We start from the raw sequence: 14,780 nt of genomic DNA, 5'->3' as shown, positions 1-14,780 counted from the left end.
GCTAGCCGTCCTCTCAGCCCGCTGGTGCGAGCCCCCGTTGGCGATGTGAATTTTCCCGCCCGACCATACCCGCCCGCCATCCGGACACGCCCGGCGATGACCGAACCGGGGTGAGTGAGCGGTCAGACCGCCTCGTAAGCGTCCCGCATGGCCTGCACGTCGATCTTCTTCATGCCGAGCATGGCCTTGGTGGCGCGGGCGACTGCGGCGGGATCGCCCTTCATCAGCTCGTTGGCTTGCGCAGGCCAGATCTGCCAGGGGATGCCGTACTTGTCGTTGAGCCAGCCGCACTCGATCTCCTGGCCGCCGTCGGCGAGCAGCGCCAGCCACAAGCGGTCGACCTCCACCTGGCTTTCGCAGTTGACCAGCAGCGACATGGCGTGCGTGTAGTGGTACTCGCCGCCGCCGTTGATGGCGGTGAACTTCTGGCCGTTCAGCTCGAAGTCGATGACCATGGCGAGCCCGGCCTCGCGCGGCCCCGCCTCGCCGTAGTACTGGATGTCGGTGATCTTGGAGTCCGGGAAGAGCGAACAGTAGAACTCCGCCGCTTCCTCGGCCTGGGTGTCGTACCAGAGGTTCGTGACGATCTTCTGCATGGCCATCTCCTGACGTCGGGTCGGGTCCTCGCCTGTGCAGACTTCCCAGCCCGGCCGAATTCATCGCACCTCCCGGGACAAAATCCGCGACCGGTCCGATTCAGGTCAGGGTCGCAGGCATGCGCGGTCAGCGTTCGCGGGGGCCGATCGGGAACCCGAGTGCGCCGAAGCCGGCATTCAGATTGATCTCGATCTGGGTCAGCAGCGCGTCGACGTCGGCGAGCATGGAGACCACGTTCTCGGTCCGGCAGCCGACCTGTTCCGGCGGATTCGGCGCCAGCCTGCCCTTCAACCAGTCGAAGGTGTCCGCCATGCCGAGCGAGGGCAGCGTCAAGTGCTCGCTGAGGTGATCGCGTGTGTAGACGACGGAGCCGCCCGCCGCGCAATACCGTTGGGCGAGGCGGTCGTTCGTCCACACCGGCACCGCTTCGTCGAAGACGCCTTGGTACAGGTGGATCGGCGCGGTCGGGGTATTGCCGCCGAGTACCGTCGCGTCGAAGACCTCGCGGATCTCCGGCAGCGCGAGGTACTCCGCGATCGGAATCGTCAGCAGCCGTTGGTAGTTCACGAACATCTGGGTGAGCGCGTTGCGCGGGAGGCACTGCGCGTTGGTGCGGTCCATGAGCGCCCTGCCCTCCGGCGTGAGGTGCCGGTAGGTCACCTCACGGAAGGTCGGATAGGCGTTGGACAGCGAGGCGATCCCGATGCCGATCAGACTGGCGAACAGGGATCCGTTGACGTGCAAAAGCGATTCGACGTCCGAGACGGGCGCACCGAGGGCAGCGCCCTCGATGTTCAGCTCCGGCGCGTAGCTCGGATGCATCTCGGCGGCCCACCCGGTGGCCATCCCGCCGCCGGAGTAACCCCACAGGGCCGCACGAGTATTCGCGCCGTCCAAGCCCATCGGCTCGAATCGTTGTGCGGCCCTGATCCCGTCGAGGGTCATGTACCCGGGCTCCTTGGCGACCGCGAGATGACCGAGCGGACCCTCGTAGTCCGGAATCGACACGGCCCAGCCCTGACTGATCAGCGCGGCCAGCGCGATCAGCTCGCTGTTGGAATGGATGCCCTCGACGCCGGGCAGCCCGGAACCCTGCCGCAGCACATACGACGGTGCGCAGGACGGGCTTGCGCTGTCGTAGTAGAACTGCAGCGACACCAGCGGCCGGGGGCGGTTCGGGTCGGCGCCCGCGGGCAGCACCACGGTCGTGACCGCGACCGCGGGTTCGTCGAACAGGTCGGTCGTGCGATACAGCAGCTGCCAGGATCGCACGTTCAGAGGTAGCAGCGTGAGCACGGCAAGCTGCACCTCGCGCGAACGGAGCACGGTCCCCGGCTCGGCGCTCGCGAAGTCCTCGGGCGGCTCGTAGAACGAATCATGCTGCGGCAGCGGCATTGCCGCGGCCGGGACTACCGAGCCGCCGCCCGAGAGCGCGGTGGCCGCGATGGCGACGATCACCGCGACGACGACGCGAACGAACGCCGGGCTTCCCACGGCCGGATCGCCTTTGATCACTGACACCTCGGTCCCTCCCTCATCGGTGCAGCGATTACAGCACGAGTTCGCGTTACCAACAAGACATCTTTCTGAAATGGCTACCGCTATCGTCGTGACATGACCCGCAGCGAATCCGCCGCGCGATCCCGCCCGGCCCCGGCCCGGCGCCGGATCCGCGGCCTCGACGCCGAGCAGCGCAGCGCGCAGCGACGCAGTCAACTGCTGGAGGCCGCGACCGAACTGTTTGCCGAACAAAGCTTTTCGGGTACATCGATCGAACAGATCTGTCAGCGCGCCTACGTCGGAACGAAGGGGTTCTACGACCATTTCGACAGCAAGGAGGCCTGCTACACCGCGCTGCTCGAACAGATCACGGTGCAGATCCAGCAGCGCGTGGCCGAGGTGGCGGCGGAGGTGTCGGAGCTCGACTGGTCGCAGCGCGCGGCGGCGGTCATCGGCGCGTTCGTGCACGCGATCGCCGACGACCCGCGCCTGGCAAAGGTGACTTTCGGTGAGGCGGGCGGCATTTCGCCGACGGTGGAGAAGCAGCGCCGCGGCAACCGGCGCTGGGCGGCGGCATTCCTGGACGGCGAGTGGTCGATGGGCCCCGCGCCGGACGAGCGCGCTCAGCGCAGGCGGCTGGCCCTGGCCCTTGCCACCATCGGCGGCTTGTTCGAGCTGGTCGCCGACTGGCTGCACCACCACGACGACGGCGGCGCACGTGACGACGTGCAGACGCTGATCGACGATCTGACCGAATTCGTCGGCGTGGTCTACGTCGGGCGGGGCATGCAGTCGTAGGGCTCTGCGGCGCTATTCGTGCACCGCGGAGGGAACCTTGTCGACGGGCGCCCGCCCAGCGTCGGTCCCAGTGGTGAGGACCACGTCTCGCTCCGTTTCCTCGGACAATCCGAAGCGCCGGTGCAGCGCCGCAAGAGGTTTGGGCGCCCACCAGTTGGCGGTCCCCATCACCCGCATCAGCGCCGGTGCAAGCAGCGCTCGGATCACCGTCGCATCGCTGAGCACCGCGAGCGCGCACCCGATGCCGAACAGCTTCATGGCCGCGACACCGGAACTGGCCAGCGCCAGAAAGACGATGCTCATCAACAGCGCGGCGGCGGTGAAGATCCGGCCGGTCCTCGCCACACCCATGGCGACGGCGTGGGTATTGCCCGCCGCGGTCTTCTCGCCCGCCAGCCACTCCTCCCTGATCCGGGAGAGCAGGAACACCTCGTAGTCCATCGACGCACCGAACGCGAGGCTGAACATCAGGATCGGCATCGCGAGGTCGAGTTTTCCGGTCGGGGTGAAGCCGAGCGGTCCGGACAGGTGCCCGTCCTGGAATATCCACACCATCGCGCCGAAGGTCGCGGCCAGCGAAAGGATGTTGAGCAGTAGGGCTTTCACCGGAAGCAGCAGGCTGCCGGTGAAGAGGAACAGCAGGAGCAAGGTGGTGACGGCGATGAGCGCGCCGGCAAGCGGCAGCCGGTCGGCGATCGCGGAGACCGAATCCTGGTTGAGCGCGGCCGCGCCGCCGAACAGCACATCGCCGGGTGCCGGGATCGCACGGAACTCGGCGAGCTGATCCTTGCCCGCCGTCGAGTACGGATCGAGCCGGGTCCCGATGGACAGGAAAGCGCCTTCCGCGCCGGACATCCCGGGCGGCGCGGCGGCCGCCCGCAGGCCGTTGACGTAGACGCCGTCACTCGACAACACCGCGGGCACGTCGGCCACCTTGGACAGCGCCGCGGCGTACGCCCCGATTTCGGCTTGGCTGCCGTGGAATTCGGGCAGCACGGCATAGGCGCTCGCGCCGAGGTCGGCGGAGAAGTCGCTGCGTAGCGCGTCACCGACCTGGCGGCTCGGCGCGGACTGCGTCAGCGCTCGATCATCGGGATAGCCGAAATGCGCGGATAGGAAAGGGGATCCGAGTAGCAGCAGTCCGATGGTCGTGATCACCGCGACCGGCGCGGCGCGCTTCATCACCCCGACGACCCACCGGTACCACAGGCTTCGCTCCGGCGCGCGCTCCGCGGGTGCGGGCCGACCGAGCATGCGGCGCAACGGGACCCGCAGGTCCAGGGCGTTCACCCGATCGCCGACCAGCACCAGAATCGCGGGCAGAATGATCACCGCGGCGCCCGCCGCCGCAGCGACCACCGCCATGCCCGCGTAGGCGAACGACTTGAAGAAGTACTGCGGAAACACGGCGAGTGCCGCCAGCGACAGCGCGACCACCAAGGCCGAATACACCACGGTGCGTCCGGCCGTCTGAATCGAGCGCACCACGGCCGCAGCGGGATCCAGGCCGCGATCCAGTTCCTCGCGGTAGCGGCTGACGATGAACAGGCTGTAGTCGATGGCCAGCGCGAGACCGAGCGCGGTGGTCATGTTCAGCGCGTACATCGAGACGTCGGTGATCGCCGTCAGCGCCCGCAGAATGCCCATCGCGGCAGCGATCGCGAACAGGCCGATCGCAACCGGCAGCGCGGCGGCGACCACGCTGCCGAACACCAGGATCAGCAAGAGCGCGGTCAGCGGCAAAGCGATCGCCTCCGCGACGATCAGGTCCTCGCTGATCTGCGCGTTCATGTCCGCGAAAGTGGCGGCCAACCCGCCCGCCTGAACGGTAACGCCCTCGTCGCTGCTCTGGACCACCGCGCTGATCTTCGCCGCGCGCTCGCTGAGTTCGCCGTCGTCACCCTCGATGCTGGCCACGACGAGCCCGCTTCGACCGTCCGCGCCGCGCAGCGCCTGCGCCAGGTCGGGCCGCGTCGACCAATACGACTGGATGCCGCTGACCTCGGGATAGGTGCGCAGCTGATCGGTGACTCGCTGTCCGGCCGCCTTGGCGGCCGCGCTGTCCACCCCGTCCTCGGCGCGGATGAGCAGGACGTAGTTCGGGTCCCCGCCGGTGAAGTGGTCGGTGATGAACTCGCCGGCCCGCACCGAATCCAGGTCCTCGGTGACGAACCCGCCGGACTTCATGTGCGACTGCGCGGTCGCCCCGAACAGGCCGCACAGCAGCATCAGCAGGAGCGCGATGCCGAGAACGACGCGCGGGCGCGCTGCGGCGAACCGAGCGAGGGTGGTCAACATGGCCGCGGGCTCCCCTCCGATGGGTGATCCCCCGAACCGTAGACCGGACGGCCGACCGAACTGAATCGGCAGCGATGGTGATGCTGAGCACGTCTGTGGATAGAAGTGTGAGCCATCACTATTAGGGAACCGGGGCTATCTCCCGCTTTGGAGTCCGCGCCGATCTCGGTGAACCTCCGACTACCGCGCGTCCGCGATTCGTGCGCGTTCGCCTCCTTGCCACAGCCTCAACTCTGTAACGTGTTGCGCCACAGCGTCGAATACATCCCATGTAATCAATCCCCAACAACATTCGGAGCTCAGTATGCGAATCTCGGCTCGAGCAATAGCGATGTGTCTGGCAGCTCCCGCTGTGGCAGTCGCCCTCACGGGGACGGCCACCGGAACGGCTGCCGCCGAGCCCGGTTGCTCAGGATCGATGAACGGACCGTGGGCCTACAACGGGATCTGCCAAGGCGGTGCGGGCAGCTACCGGCTCGAGGTCGACTGCATCGGATACAACTTCGCCGCCCTTCCGCCGGCCCTCGGCCAGTTCACGGTGCGCCAGGACCTGCCTGTCGGACAGGCGGGCACGGTGGCGTGCTTCGGCCCCAACTGGTCCAGCGCCGGATGGGGTGTGGCTGGGCGCATCATCCGGCTCTGACTTCTGAGGCTCCAATAACCGCCCGCAAGGCAGGCTTTCGCGGTGGCAGGCCGTTGCCTTGCGGGCATCGGGCCGAATAGATCAGGACCGATTGCGCGCGGGCAGAATCCGCCCGCGCACCTCGCCGAGCCCGATGCGGGCCGCGCCGGTTCCCGGTGCCGAGGCGGTGATCACCACGTCGTCACCGTCCTCCAGGAACGTCCGCTTCTCGTCGCCGACGGGCACGGGTTCCTTTCCACCCCAGGACAATTCGATGAACGACCCGCGCTGGTCCGGATCGGGGCCGGAGATGGTGCCCGAGGCGAAGAGGTCGCCGGTGCGGGTGGCGGCGCCATTGGCCGTCAGGTGCGCCAGCATCTGCGCGGGTGACCAGTACATGCGACCGTAGGGAGGATGGGCGACGGTGTGGCCGTTCCAGCGCACGGTCAGGTCGATGTCCAGCCCCCACGGGTCCGCGGCGGTGAGATAGGGCAGCGGCGGTGGCGACTGCTCCGGCAGCGCGATCCGCGCCGCATCGAGGGCGGCCAGCGGTGTTACCCAGGCCGACAGCGAGGTCGCGAACGATTTGCCGAGGAACGGTCCTAGCGGCTGGTACTCCCAGGCTTGAATGTCGCGCGCCGACCAGTCGTTGACCAGTGCCACGCCGAACAGGTGGTCCTCGACCTCGGCGATGTCGATCGGCGTGCCGATTTCGGAACCGACGCCCACGACGAAGCCGAGTTCGGCCTCGATGTCCAGCCGCCGTGCGGGACCGAAATCCGGTGCGCCCGAGTCCGTTTTGCGCTGGCCGTGCGGCCGGACGATATCGGTGCCGGAGACGACGACGGTTCCGGCCCTGCCGTGGTAGCCGACCGGCAGATGCCGCCAATTCGGCAGCAGCGGTTCGGCATCCGGGCGGAAGAGGCGTCCGAGGTTGGTGGCGTGGTCGATGCTCGCGTAGAAGTCCACGTAGTCGCCGACGCGGATCGGCAGCGCCATCGACACGTCCGCGAGCGAATGCACCGCCTCGACGGGAAGTTCGGACTCGACGAGTTCGCGCACCCGCTCGCGTACCTCGCGCCAGCGCGCGGGTCCTCGCGCGAGAAGCGGATTCAGGTCGGTCGCGACGAAGGCCGAATCATCCAGCGCCAGAGCGAGATCGATGACCTGATCGCCGAACCGCACACCGATCCGATGTCCGCCGCCGGGCGGTGCGAAGACCCCGTAGGGCAGGTTGTCCGGGCCGAACAGCGAATCGTCCGGTGTCTCGAGGCGGGCCCTCACTGCGGTCCCCGACCGGACCACGTCCACGCGTAGGCGGGATCCTCGCAGGCCCGCGCGCCCTCCCCGAGTTCGAGCGGCCGGAAGGTGTCCACCATGACGGCCAGTTCGTCGAAGAACTCGATGCCGATGCTGCGCTCGTAGGCGCCGGGCTGCGGTCCGTGCGCGTAGCCGCCAGGATGGACCGACACCGAGCCCGGTCCGATTCCGGACCCCTTGCGCGCCTCGTAGTTTCCGCCGCAGTAGAACATGATCTCGTCGGAGTCCACATTGGAGTGGTAGTACGGCACCGGGATCGACAGCGGGTGGTAGTCGACCTTGCGCGGCACGAAATTGCACACCACGAAGTTGATCCCCTCGAACGCCTGGTGCACGGGCGGCGGCTGGTGCACGCGCCCGGTGATCGGCTCGAAGTCGGCAATGTTGAACGTCAGGGGGTACAGGCACCCGTCCCAGCCGACCACGTCGAACGGGTGGGTCGCGTAGATCATGCGGGTGCCGACCACGCGGCCGCTCGCGCGATGCTTCACCAGCACCTCGACGTCGGTACCGGATTCGAGCAGCGGACCGTTCGGGCCGTGCAGGTCTCGTTCGCAGTACGGTGAATTCTCCAGCAGCTGGCCGAATTTCGACAGGTACCGCTTGGGTGGCGTGATGTGGCTGGCGGCCTCGATCGTATACGCGCGCAACGGTTCCGGCCCAGTGGGCAGCCAGCGGTGGGTGGTGGCGCGCGGGATGAGGACCTGGTCGCCCTGGCGGACGGGCAGCGCGCCGAAGACGGTCTCGACGGTGGCCTCGCCCGCTTCCACGTACACCAGTTCGTCGCCGATGGCGTTGCGGTACAACGGCGAGGCACCCTTGGCCGCGACGTAGGAGATCCGCACGTCGGCGTTGCCGAGCAGCAGCCGCCTGCCGGTCACCGGATCGGTCTCGGCCGCGGTGTCGCCGGGGAACAGATCGTGCAGGCGCAGATGCCGGTGGCGCAGCGGATGGTTCGTCGTCGTCGTCTGGTCCGGCAGCTCCCAGACCGTGGCGTCGACGATCGCGGGTGGCAGGCCGCGGTGATAGAGCAGCGCGGAATCGCCGGAGAACCCTTCCTCGCCCATCAGCTCTTCGTAGTAGAGCCTGCCTTGCTCGTCGCGGTGCTGGGTGTGCCGCTTCGGCGGCACCGCGCCGACCTGCCGATAGAACGCCATGCTCGCACCTCCCGCCAGATCGCCGGTCGGATCAGTCGACGTCCATCGTAGTGAGCCGACGCCCGAGACGATCGGGAAACGCGCCCGTGTGGGTGCAAATCTGCCGATGTATCGATCCACTCGGCGGCATCTCGACTACAACCAAGCGGGATCGCCGGAGAAATACCGGACGAGAGCTGGCCGCGTGGGCTTCGGGCGGATCGAGTCCGGCGGCGATCGGGGCGTGCCTTCGCCGCGGCCACCACGGGCGGATTTCGTTCGACCAGCGGGTCAGGCCTGGCGCAGCGCGCGATAGACCGCGGCGCCGACGAAGGCGCCGAGCGTCTGCGGCGTCCAGTCGCCCTCGTCGGCCAGCAGCGAGCGCACCGCCCCCTCACCGGCCGAGACCCACTGCTCCACCAGGATCGGCAGCTTCCGCTCGGCGTCTTCGGTGCCCCACGCGCGCAATGTGGGGCGCAGCAGCTCGGTGCAGCGCTCGACCGCGAGCTTGCGGCCGCGGCCGAACGAATCCGCCACGGCGGGATCGGGATTGCCGTAGAGCAGCCGCCACGAATCCGGCCGGGCCGCGGCGATCTCCAGCAGCGTCTGGAAACCCTCGACGAAGACGGTCTCGCCCGCGTCGACCGCGCGGCGCGGGGTGGCCTCGAGCAGGCCTCGGACGAGATGGGCCTCCTCGCGGCGGATGAGTTCCTGGATGAGTTCGACGCGATCGGCGAAGCAGGCGTAGATCACCGGCCGGGTGACGTTCATCCGCTCGGCGACGGCGGCGATGGTGACGGACGCGACGCCGTGCTCGACGGCGATGGCCAGCGCCGTGTCGAGCACCTGCGGGCGGCGGCGTTCCGGTCCGAGGTGCCGTGCCCGCTGACGCGGTCGCACGGCTTGCTCGGTACCCATGGGCACCAACATAGCAGCGAAGTCCTCCGGTTTTCTCCCAGGTCGGGCGGCCCTTGCTCAGTTTCCTACACTGATGAACAATAATGCTACATTCGTGAATGAAGTGGCCCGGTCGGACGCCGGGCGCCGCCGACACGGCCGAGGAGCCACCGATGACCGAGACCCTGTTCAACCCGAAGACCTGCGAGTTCGCCGAGTTCGACGCCGAGACCCGGCGGCTGCTGCGCGCCACGGTCGAGTGGTTCGAGGTGCGCGGCAAGGCGGCGTTGAAGCGGGACGACCGGGAGCGCGTCTGGTACTCCGAGTTCCTCGACTTCGTCAAGCGTGAGCGGGTCTTCGCGACCTTCCTCACCCCGGCGGCCGAGGCCAACGGCGATCCGAACAAGCGCTGGGACACCGGCCGGATCGCGATGATGAGCAAGATCCTCGGCTTCTACGGCATGTCCTACTGGTACGTCTGGCAGGTCACCATCCTCGGGCTCGGCCCGATCTGGCAGAGCGACAACAAGGCCGCCAAGCAGCGCGCGGCGGCGCTGCTCGACTCCGGCGAGATCTTCGCGTTCGGGCTCTCGGAGAAGGAGCACGGCGCCGACGTGTACTCCACCGACATGGTGCTGAAGCCCAAGCGCGGCGGCGGCTTCACCGCGACCGGCAGCAAGCACTACATCGGCAACGGCAACCTGGCCGGGATGGTCTCGGTGTTCGGCCGCCGCGCCGACATGCCGATCATCGACAGCGCCAAGGCGCTGAATGCCAAACCGGCGCAGGATGATTACGAGGGGTATCTGTTCTTCGTCGCGGACAGCAAGCACAAGAACTACAAGCTGCGCCGCAATGTGGTGGACAGCCAGATGTACGTGGCCGCTTTCGATCTGGAGCAGTATCCGGTGGCCGAAGAGGACATCCTGCATCGCGGTGAGGCCGCCTTCCACGCCGCGATGAACACCGTCAACGTGGGCAAGTTCAACCTCGGCTTCGGCGCCGTCGGCGCCTGCGAACACGCCTTCTACGAGTCGATCACGCACGCCGAGAATCGAATCCTGTTCGGGCACAGGGTGACCGAGTTCCCGCAGGTGCGCTCGCTGCTGACCGACTCCTACGCCCGGCTGATCGGCATGAAGCTCTACAGCGAGCGAGCCATCGACTATCTGCGCTCGGCGTCCCCGGACGACCGGCGCTACCTGCTGTTCAACGCGATCGAGAAGATGACCGTGACGCGCCAGGGGCAGCGCATCATCGAGGATCTCGCCGACGTGATCGCCGCCCGCGGCTTCGAGAACGACATGTACTTCCCGATGGCCATGCTCGGCCTGTTCGGGCTGCCCCGCCTGGAGGGCACGGTGCACGTGAACATGGCGCTGTCGCTGAAGTTCCTGGCCAACTACATGTTCCACCCGTCCGATGCCGGACTGGCCGCACTGCGCGTGCTGCCCGGCACGGCCGCCGCGCCCAAGGGTGCGGTGCGGGCGGTGTCCTCGGCGCTGAGCTGGTCCAGCCGCCGGCTTGCCCCGCGGGCGGGTGCGGCCGTGCCCAAGCTGCGCGCGGAACTCGCGGCCGCGCGGTACCCCGAGGTGCCGACCCGCCGCGACGCCGCCGACGACGAATTCCTGTTCCGGCAGGGTCCGAGCGCGGGTCTCGGCCGCATCCGGTTCGCCGACTGGCGTCCGGTGTTCGAGAAGTTCGCGCACGTGCCGAACGTCGCGGTGTTCCTGGAGCAGGCGCTGTCCTTCCAGACGCTGCTCGCCGCGGCCGCGCCCACCGCCGAACAGCAGCGCGACGTGGACTTCCTCTTCGCGATCGGGGAACTGTTCACGGCGATCCCGTACGCGCAGCTGATCCTGGAGCAGGCCGCGATCGAGCACACCGACGCCGCCGTGCTCGACCAGCTCTTCGACGTCTTCGTGCGGGAATTCGCCAAGAACGCGCTCGCCCTGCACAGCAAGCCGAACGCGACCAAGGCGCAGCAGGCAAGGGCGCTGGACCTGGTCCGCCGCCCCGCGTTCGATGCCGCCCGCTTCGACAAGGTGCTCGCCGAGGCTCGCGCGCACGCAGGCGCCTACGAAATGAACTCGTAGGCCCGATCACCACCGTCATGAAGGAATCTCCGGCAAGCCCGGAACATCGCATGCAAGGGAGCAGACGATGACCACCGCCGCAACGCGTCCGCATTTCGACGCGCCCGCCCGGACCATCCGGGAGGTCGACTACGGATTCTTCGGCCCTGACTCACCGACCTGGAAGGTGTGGACCGCGCCGACCGCGGTCATCGGCTTCCAGCGTTCGGTGGTGCTCGAACACTTCGACCCGGCGCTGACCGCGGCGGTCGCCGATGTCGAGGGCATCTACAAGGATCCGACCGGCAGGCTCGACCACACCTTCGCCTACTTCCTCATCGCCGCCGTCGCCGACAGCCGGATGGCCATCGAGGCGTCCGAGCGCCTGATGACGGTGCACGCCCAGGCGACCGGCGTCGAGCCCATCACCGGAAAGCGTTACAGCGCAAACAATCCCGCGTCCCAGCTGTGGATCCACGTCACGGGCTGGCATTCGGTGCTCAAGTGCTACGAGGTCTACGGGCCCGGCCCGCTCTCGCCGGAGGAGGAACGGCGCTACTGGGCCGAATGCGTGATCGCCGCGGAGTTGCAGACCTGCAAGCCCGCCGACGTGCCGTCGTCGCGCGCGGAGGTCCGCGAGTACTTCGCCGCAGTCCGTCCGACGCTGTGCAGTTCCGAACGCACGCACCGCGGCATGCACTACCTGCTGCACACCCCGCGCGACCGGGGCTTCAAGCTATGGGCGGGCAGCCGCCTCGTCGCACCGGCGGCGATCGCCACGCTCCCCGCCTGGATGCGGTCGACCGGTGGTTTCGATCAGCCCGCCCTCGTCGACGCCGCCTACCGGCTGCCGATGCGCGCCGCGATCAAGGTGCTCGGCAGCGAGCGCGCGAAGCTCGCCGTGCTGGGTAGTTTCCTCGGCCCGATGACCGCGCGCCTCTACCGGGAACACCTTGCCGCCGGGGTACCGCAGCACCCGGTCACGGTTACCCCGAAACAGGCTCGCGAACGCTACGGCCGGGCCGCTGGCGGCAACGCGTCGGCGGGCTGAGACACAAACCTCGCCGCCGTCAGCGGCGCTCTACGGGGATGTCGAATTCGGCGACGACCGGGGCATGATCGCTGGCGCCCTTGCCTTTTCGCTCCTCGCGGTCGACGCCCGCGTCGGTGGTGGCGGCGGCGAGGGCGGGGGAGGCGAGGACGAAATCGATGCGCATGCCCTCTTTGCGCGGGAAGCGCAGCTGGGTGTAGTCCCAGTAGGTGTAGACGCCGGGCCCGGGGGCGAAGGGACGCATGACGTCGGCGAAGCCGGTGTCCACCATGGCGGTGAAGGCGTCGCGCTCGGGCTGGGAGGTGTGCGTCTTGCCCTCGAAGAACGCGGGCGACCACACGTCGTCGTCGGTCGGCGCGATGTTCCAGTCGCCGACCAGCGCGATCTTGGCGTTCGGGTCCTCGGTCAGCCACGCGGCGGCGTTGTCGCGCAGCGTCTTCAGCCATTCGAGCTTGTAGGTGTAGTGCGGGTCGGCGAGTGCACGGCCGTTGGGTACGTACAGGCTCCAGACGCGCACGCCGCCGCAGGTCGCGCCGAGCGCGCGCGACTCGACGACCGGTGTGCTGATGAGGGATTCGCCCGCGTCCTTGTCGAAACCGGGTTGGGCAGGAAAGCCCAGCTCGACGTCTTCCAGGCCGACCCTGGACGCGATCGCCACGCCGTTCCACTGGTTGATGCCGAGGTGGGCCACCTCGTAGCCGAGTTCCTCGAAGCGTTCGAACGGGAACTGGTCGTCGCGGCACTTGGTTTCCTGCATGGCGAGCACGTCGATGTCCTGGCGATCCAGCCAGGCCGCCACCCGGTCGAGACGGGAGCGGATCGAATTGACGTTCCAGGTCGCCAGTCGCACGAAATGCCTTCCTCTTGCTGTCGGGTCTATTCTCCGCCGTGCGGAGCCGCGTAGCGATAGCCGTGGTGGTCGAGGAAGCCGAGGCCGCGGTAGAGCTCGAGAGCGCCCGCGTTGCCGGTCTCCACCTGAACGTAGGCGTGGGTGGCGCCGCGCTCGTGCCCCCAGCGGAGCAGCTCGGCGCACACCAGCGTGGCCAGTCCGTGCCTGCGATGCTCGGCGGCCACCGCGACGCAGGTGAGCCCGACCCAGCGGCGCCCGTCCGGCGCGGTCGTGCACGCGCCGCGTCCGATGGCGATGGGGCTCGGCAGCCCGAGCGAGGCGAAACCGAGCTCGCCCTCGTGCACAGCGGTCAGCACCTCGCGCACCGGCTCCGGAACATGATGTGCCGCAGCGTCTTCGCCACGGTAGCGGTGCAGCCGAAGCCAGGCCTCGTCGGGCTGCTGCGCGATCCGCACCATCGGGGGGCCTTGCGGCAGCACGAAATTGTCGATGTCGATGCCGAGCACCAGGGTCTCGTTCCAGGTGCGCCAGCCGGGCGGCACCGGGGCGAGCCGATCGGGCAGCAGCAGTTGCAGCGGCAGGCCGTGCGCGGTGTACCACTCGCCGATGCGGTGCAGGGTGTCGGTGGAGAGTTCGGCGGGTCGTCCGGAATCGCCCAGCGGCACAGCCGCATTGGCGCGATTGGTGTAGCCGTGCCCGGCGCGCAGCAGCCAGCCGTCGAGCCAGGCGCTCTCGACTCCCGGCCACGCGTGCGCCGCGGCCGCCTCCAGTGCCCTGATCTCCCTGGTCCGAATCGGCCTCGGCCCGATGGCTTTCAGCGCGACCACCCGATCGGGCGACACCGAGACCACCTGTCCGTCGGCGCCGCGCACCGTCGGCGGATCCAGCGAAACCAGCTCGCCGATCACGTCGGTCAGCGGTTGGGGATGTCCCGCGGGCAGTTCGTAGCGCATCACCACCCGCCTGCCGAGCGGAATCTGCGCCGGGGCCGGATCAGTCATGCCCGAAGGGATCGGGAACGGTACCCGGCACCCAGCTGAGACCCGGTGTGCCCCAGCCGTTTCGCTTGATCGCCTTCTTCGCGGCGCGGGCGTTGCGGCCGATCAGTACGTCCACGTAGAGAAAGCCGTCGAGGTGGCCGACCTCGTGCTGCAGCATGCGGGCGAAGAAGCCGCTGCCCTCGATCGTGACCGGCTCGCCGTGCTCGTCGGTGCCGGTGACCCGCGCCCAGTCGGCGCGGCCGGTGGGGAACTGTTCACCGGGTACCGAGAGGCAGCCCTCTTCGTTGTCGTCGGGGTCCGGCATGGTCTCGGGTACCGCGGAGGTCTCCAGCACGGGGTTGATCACCGCGCCGCGGCGCCGGACGGCTTCGCCGTCGGCACCGATGTCCGGGCAGTCGTAGACGAACAGGCGCAGCGGCACCCCGACCTGATTGGCGGCCAGCCCGACGCCGTTGGCGGCATCCAGGGTCTCGTACATGTCCGAGATCAGGGGGGCGAGGTCCTCCGGTGTTTTGGTGACCGGCTCGGTCGGGTTGTGTAGCACGGGGTCACCGACGATCACGATGGGGAGGATTGCCATGGGAAGGAAGCCTACCGGGCCGCGCGCGGGCGTCGGTATGTGCGCCTACCTGGGC

Annotated in this window: 13 protein-coding genes; 4 read left to right on the top strand and 9 right to left on the bottom strand. The window is 68.4% G+C overall.

The window, feature by feature from the left end; all coding sequences use genetic code 11:
• Window positions 1–122: 122 nt before the first annotated feature.
• Both NL1_RS11980 and NL1_RS11975 read right to left on the bottom strand, forming a co-directional pair.
• Window positions 123–596: a VOC family protein gene (locus NL1_RS11980; protein WP_067838170.1), complete on the bottom strand. Its 474-nt coding sequence runs from the start codon at window positions 594–596 to the stop codon at window positions 123–125.
• Window positions 597–723: 127 nt separating this feature from the next.
• Window positions 724–2,118, bottom strand: a complete 1,395-nt coding sequence (locus NL1_RS11975) for a lipase family protein (RefSeq protein ID WP_156094815.1) — start codon at window positions 2,116–2,118, stop codon at window positions 724–726.
• Window positions 2,119–2,211: 93 nt separating this feature from the next.
• Between NL1_RS11975 and NL1_RS11970 the strand changes: the two genes are divergently transcribed.
• Window positions 2,212–2,895 carry a TetR/AcrR family transcriptional regulator gene (locus NL1_RS11970; protein WP_067838008.1) on the top strand — a complete coding sequence of 228 codons (684 nt, stop codon included), beginning with the start codon at window positions 2,212–2,214 and terminating at the stop codon, window positions 2,893–2,895.
• A gap of 12 nt (window positions 2,896–2,907) precedes the next feature.
• Here NL1_RS11970 and NL1_RS11965 read toward each other — a convergent pair whose 3' ends face one another.
• Window positions 2,908–5,193: an MMPL family transporter gene (locus NL1_RS11965; protein WP_084510523.1), complete on the bottom strand. Its 2,286-nt coding sequence runs from the start codon at window positions 5,191–5,193 to the stop codon at window positions 2,908–2,910.
• A gap of 418 nt (window positions 5,194–5,611) precedes the next feature.
• On the opposite strand from NL1_RS11965, the gene NL1_RS11960 reads away from it, so the two are divergent.
• A complete protein-coding gene (locus tag NL1_RS11960) occupies window positions 5,612–5,836 on the top strand; it encodes a hypothetical protein (RefSeq protein ID WP_067838005.1) in 225 nt (74 codons plus the stop codon).
• A gap of 81 nt (window positions 5,837–5,917) precedes the next feature.
• Here NL1_RS11960 and fahA read toward each other — a convergent pair whose 3' ends face one another.
• From fahA to NL1_RS11945, 3 genes are all read right to left on the bottom strand, one after another.
• Entirely contained in the window at window positions 5,918–7,099 is a 1,182-nt protein-coding gene (fahA, locus tag NL1_RS11955; protein ID WP_067838167.1) for a fumarylacetoacetase, read from the bottom strand.
• Window positions 7,096–8,292, bottom strand: coding sequence for a homogentisate 1,2-dioxygenase (locus NL1_RS11950; RefSeq protein WP_067838004.1), 1,197 nt, complete (start codon window positions 8,290–8,292; stop codon window positions 7,096–7,098). Before NL1_RS11950 ends, fahA begins: the two co-directional genes overlap by 4 nt.
• A gap of 270 nt (window positions 8,293–8,562) precedes the next feature.
• A complete protein-coding gene (locus NL1_RS11945) occupies window positions 8,563–9,189 on the bottom strand; it encodes a TetR/AcrR family transcriptional regulator (protein WP_067838164.1) in 627 nt (208 codons plus the stop codon).
• 152 nt (window positions 9,190–9,341) lie between these two features.
• On the opposite strand from NL1_RS11945, the gene NL1_RS11940 reads away from it, so the two are divergent.
• Both NL1_RS11940 and NL1_RS11935 read left to right on the top strand, forming a co-directional pair.
• Window positions 9,342–11,264, top strand: a complete 1,923-nt coding sequence (locus tag NL1_RS11940) for an acyl-CoA dehydrogenase family protein (RefSeq protein WP_067838162.1) — start codon at window positions 9,342–9,344, stop codon at window positions 11,262–11,264.
• A 67-nt stretch (window positions 11,265–11,331) separates the two neighbouring features.
• Window positions 11,332–12,294, top strand: a complete 963-nt coding sequence (locus NL1_RS11935) for an oxygenase MpaB family protein (protein WP_067838002.1) — start codon at window positions 11,332–11,334, stop codon at window positions 12,292–12,294.
• A gap of 19 nt (window positions 12,295–12,313) precedes the next feature.
• On the opposite strand, the gene NL1_RS11930 is transcribed toward NL1_RS11935, so the two are convergent.
• From NL1_RS11930 to NL1_RS11920, 3 genes are read right to left on the bottom strand one after another with little or no spacing between them, the layout of a single operon-like run.
• Entirely contained in the window at window positions 12,314–13,144 is an 831-nt protein-coding gene (locus tag NL1_RS11930) for an exodeoxyribonuclease III (RefSeq protein ID WP_067838000.1), read from the bottom strand.
• Window positions 13,145–13,170: 26 nt separating this feature from the next.
• A complete protein-coding gene (locus NL1_RS11925) occupies window positions 13,171–14,145 on the bottom strand; it encodes an N-acetylglutamate synthase, CG3035 family (RefSeq protein ID WP_067837997.1) in 975 nt (324 codons plus the stop codon).
• Window positions 14,138–14,725: a peptide deformylase gene (locus NL1_RS11920; protein WP_067837994.1), complete on the bottom strand. Its 588-nt coding sequence runs from the start codon at window positions 14,723–14,725 to the stop codon at window positions 14,138–14,140. The genes NL1_RS11925 and NL1_RS11920 overlap by 8 nt, the downstream gene beginning before the upstream one ends.
• Window positions 14,726–14,780: the final 55 nt, after the last annotated feature.

The sequence above is a fragment of the Nocardia lijiangensis NBRC 108240 genome, from assembly GCF_001613045.1.
GTDB classification, from domain to species: Bacteria; Actinomycetota; Actinomycetes; order Mycobacteriales; family Mycobacteriaceae; genus Nocardia; species Nocardia lijiangensis.
This window is presented reverse-complemented; position numbering and strand designations above follow the sequence as displayed.

Excerpts from the sequence above, each read along its gene's own strand:
- NL1_RS11980 (WP_067838170.1), bottom strand. The coding sequence starts at position 596 with ATGCAGAAGATCGTCACGAACCTCTGGTACGACACCCAGGCCGAGGAA.
- NL1_RS11970 (WP_067838008.1), top strand. The coding sequence starts at position 2,212 with ATGACCCGCAGCGAATCCGCCGCGCGATCCCGCCCGGCCCCGGCCCGG.
- NL1_RS11965 (WP_084510523.1), bottom strand. The coding sequence starts at position 5,193 with ATGTTGACCACCCTCGCTCGGTTCGCCGCAGCGCGCCCGCGCGTCGTT.
- NL1_RS11960 (WP_067838005.1), top strand. The coding sequence starts at position 5,612 with ATGAACGGACCGTGGGCCTACAACGGGATCTGCCAAGGCGGTGCGGGC.
- NL1_RS11950 (WP_067838004.1), bottom strand. The coding sequence starts at position 8,292 with ATGGCGTTCTATCGGCAGGTCGGCGCGGTGCCGCCGAAGCGGCACACC.
- NL1_RS11945 (WP_067838164.1), bottom strand. The coding sequence starts at position 9,189 with ATGGGTACCGAGCAAGCCGTGCGACCGCGTCAGCGGGCACGGCACCTC.
- NL1_RS11940 (WP_067838162.1), top strand. The coding sequence starts at position 9,342 with ATGACCGAGACCCTGTTCAACCCGAAGACCTGCGAGTTCGCCGAGTTC.
- NL1_RS11935 (WP_067838002.1), top strand. The coding sequence starts at position 11,332 with ATGACCACCGCCGCAACGCGTCCGCATTTCGACGCGCCCGCCCGGACC.
- NL1_RS11925 (WP_067837997.1), bottom strand. The coding sequence starts at position 14,145 with ATGACTGATCCGGCCCCGGCGCAGATTCCGCTCGGCAGGCGGGTGGTG.
- NL1_RS11920 (WP_067837994.1), bottom strand. The coding sequence starts at position 14,725 with ATGGCAATCCTCCCCATCGTGATCGTCGGTGACCCCGTGCTACACAAC.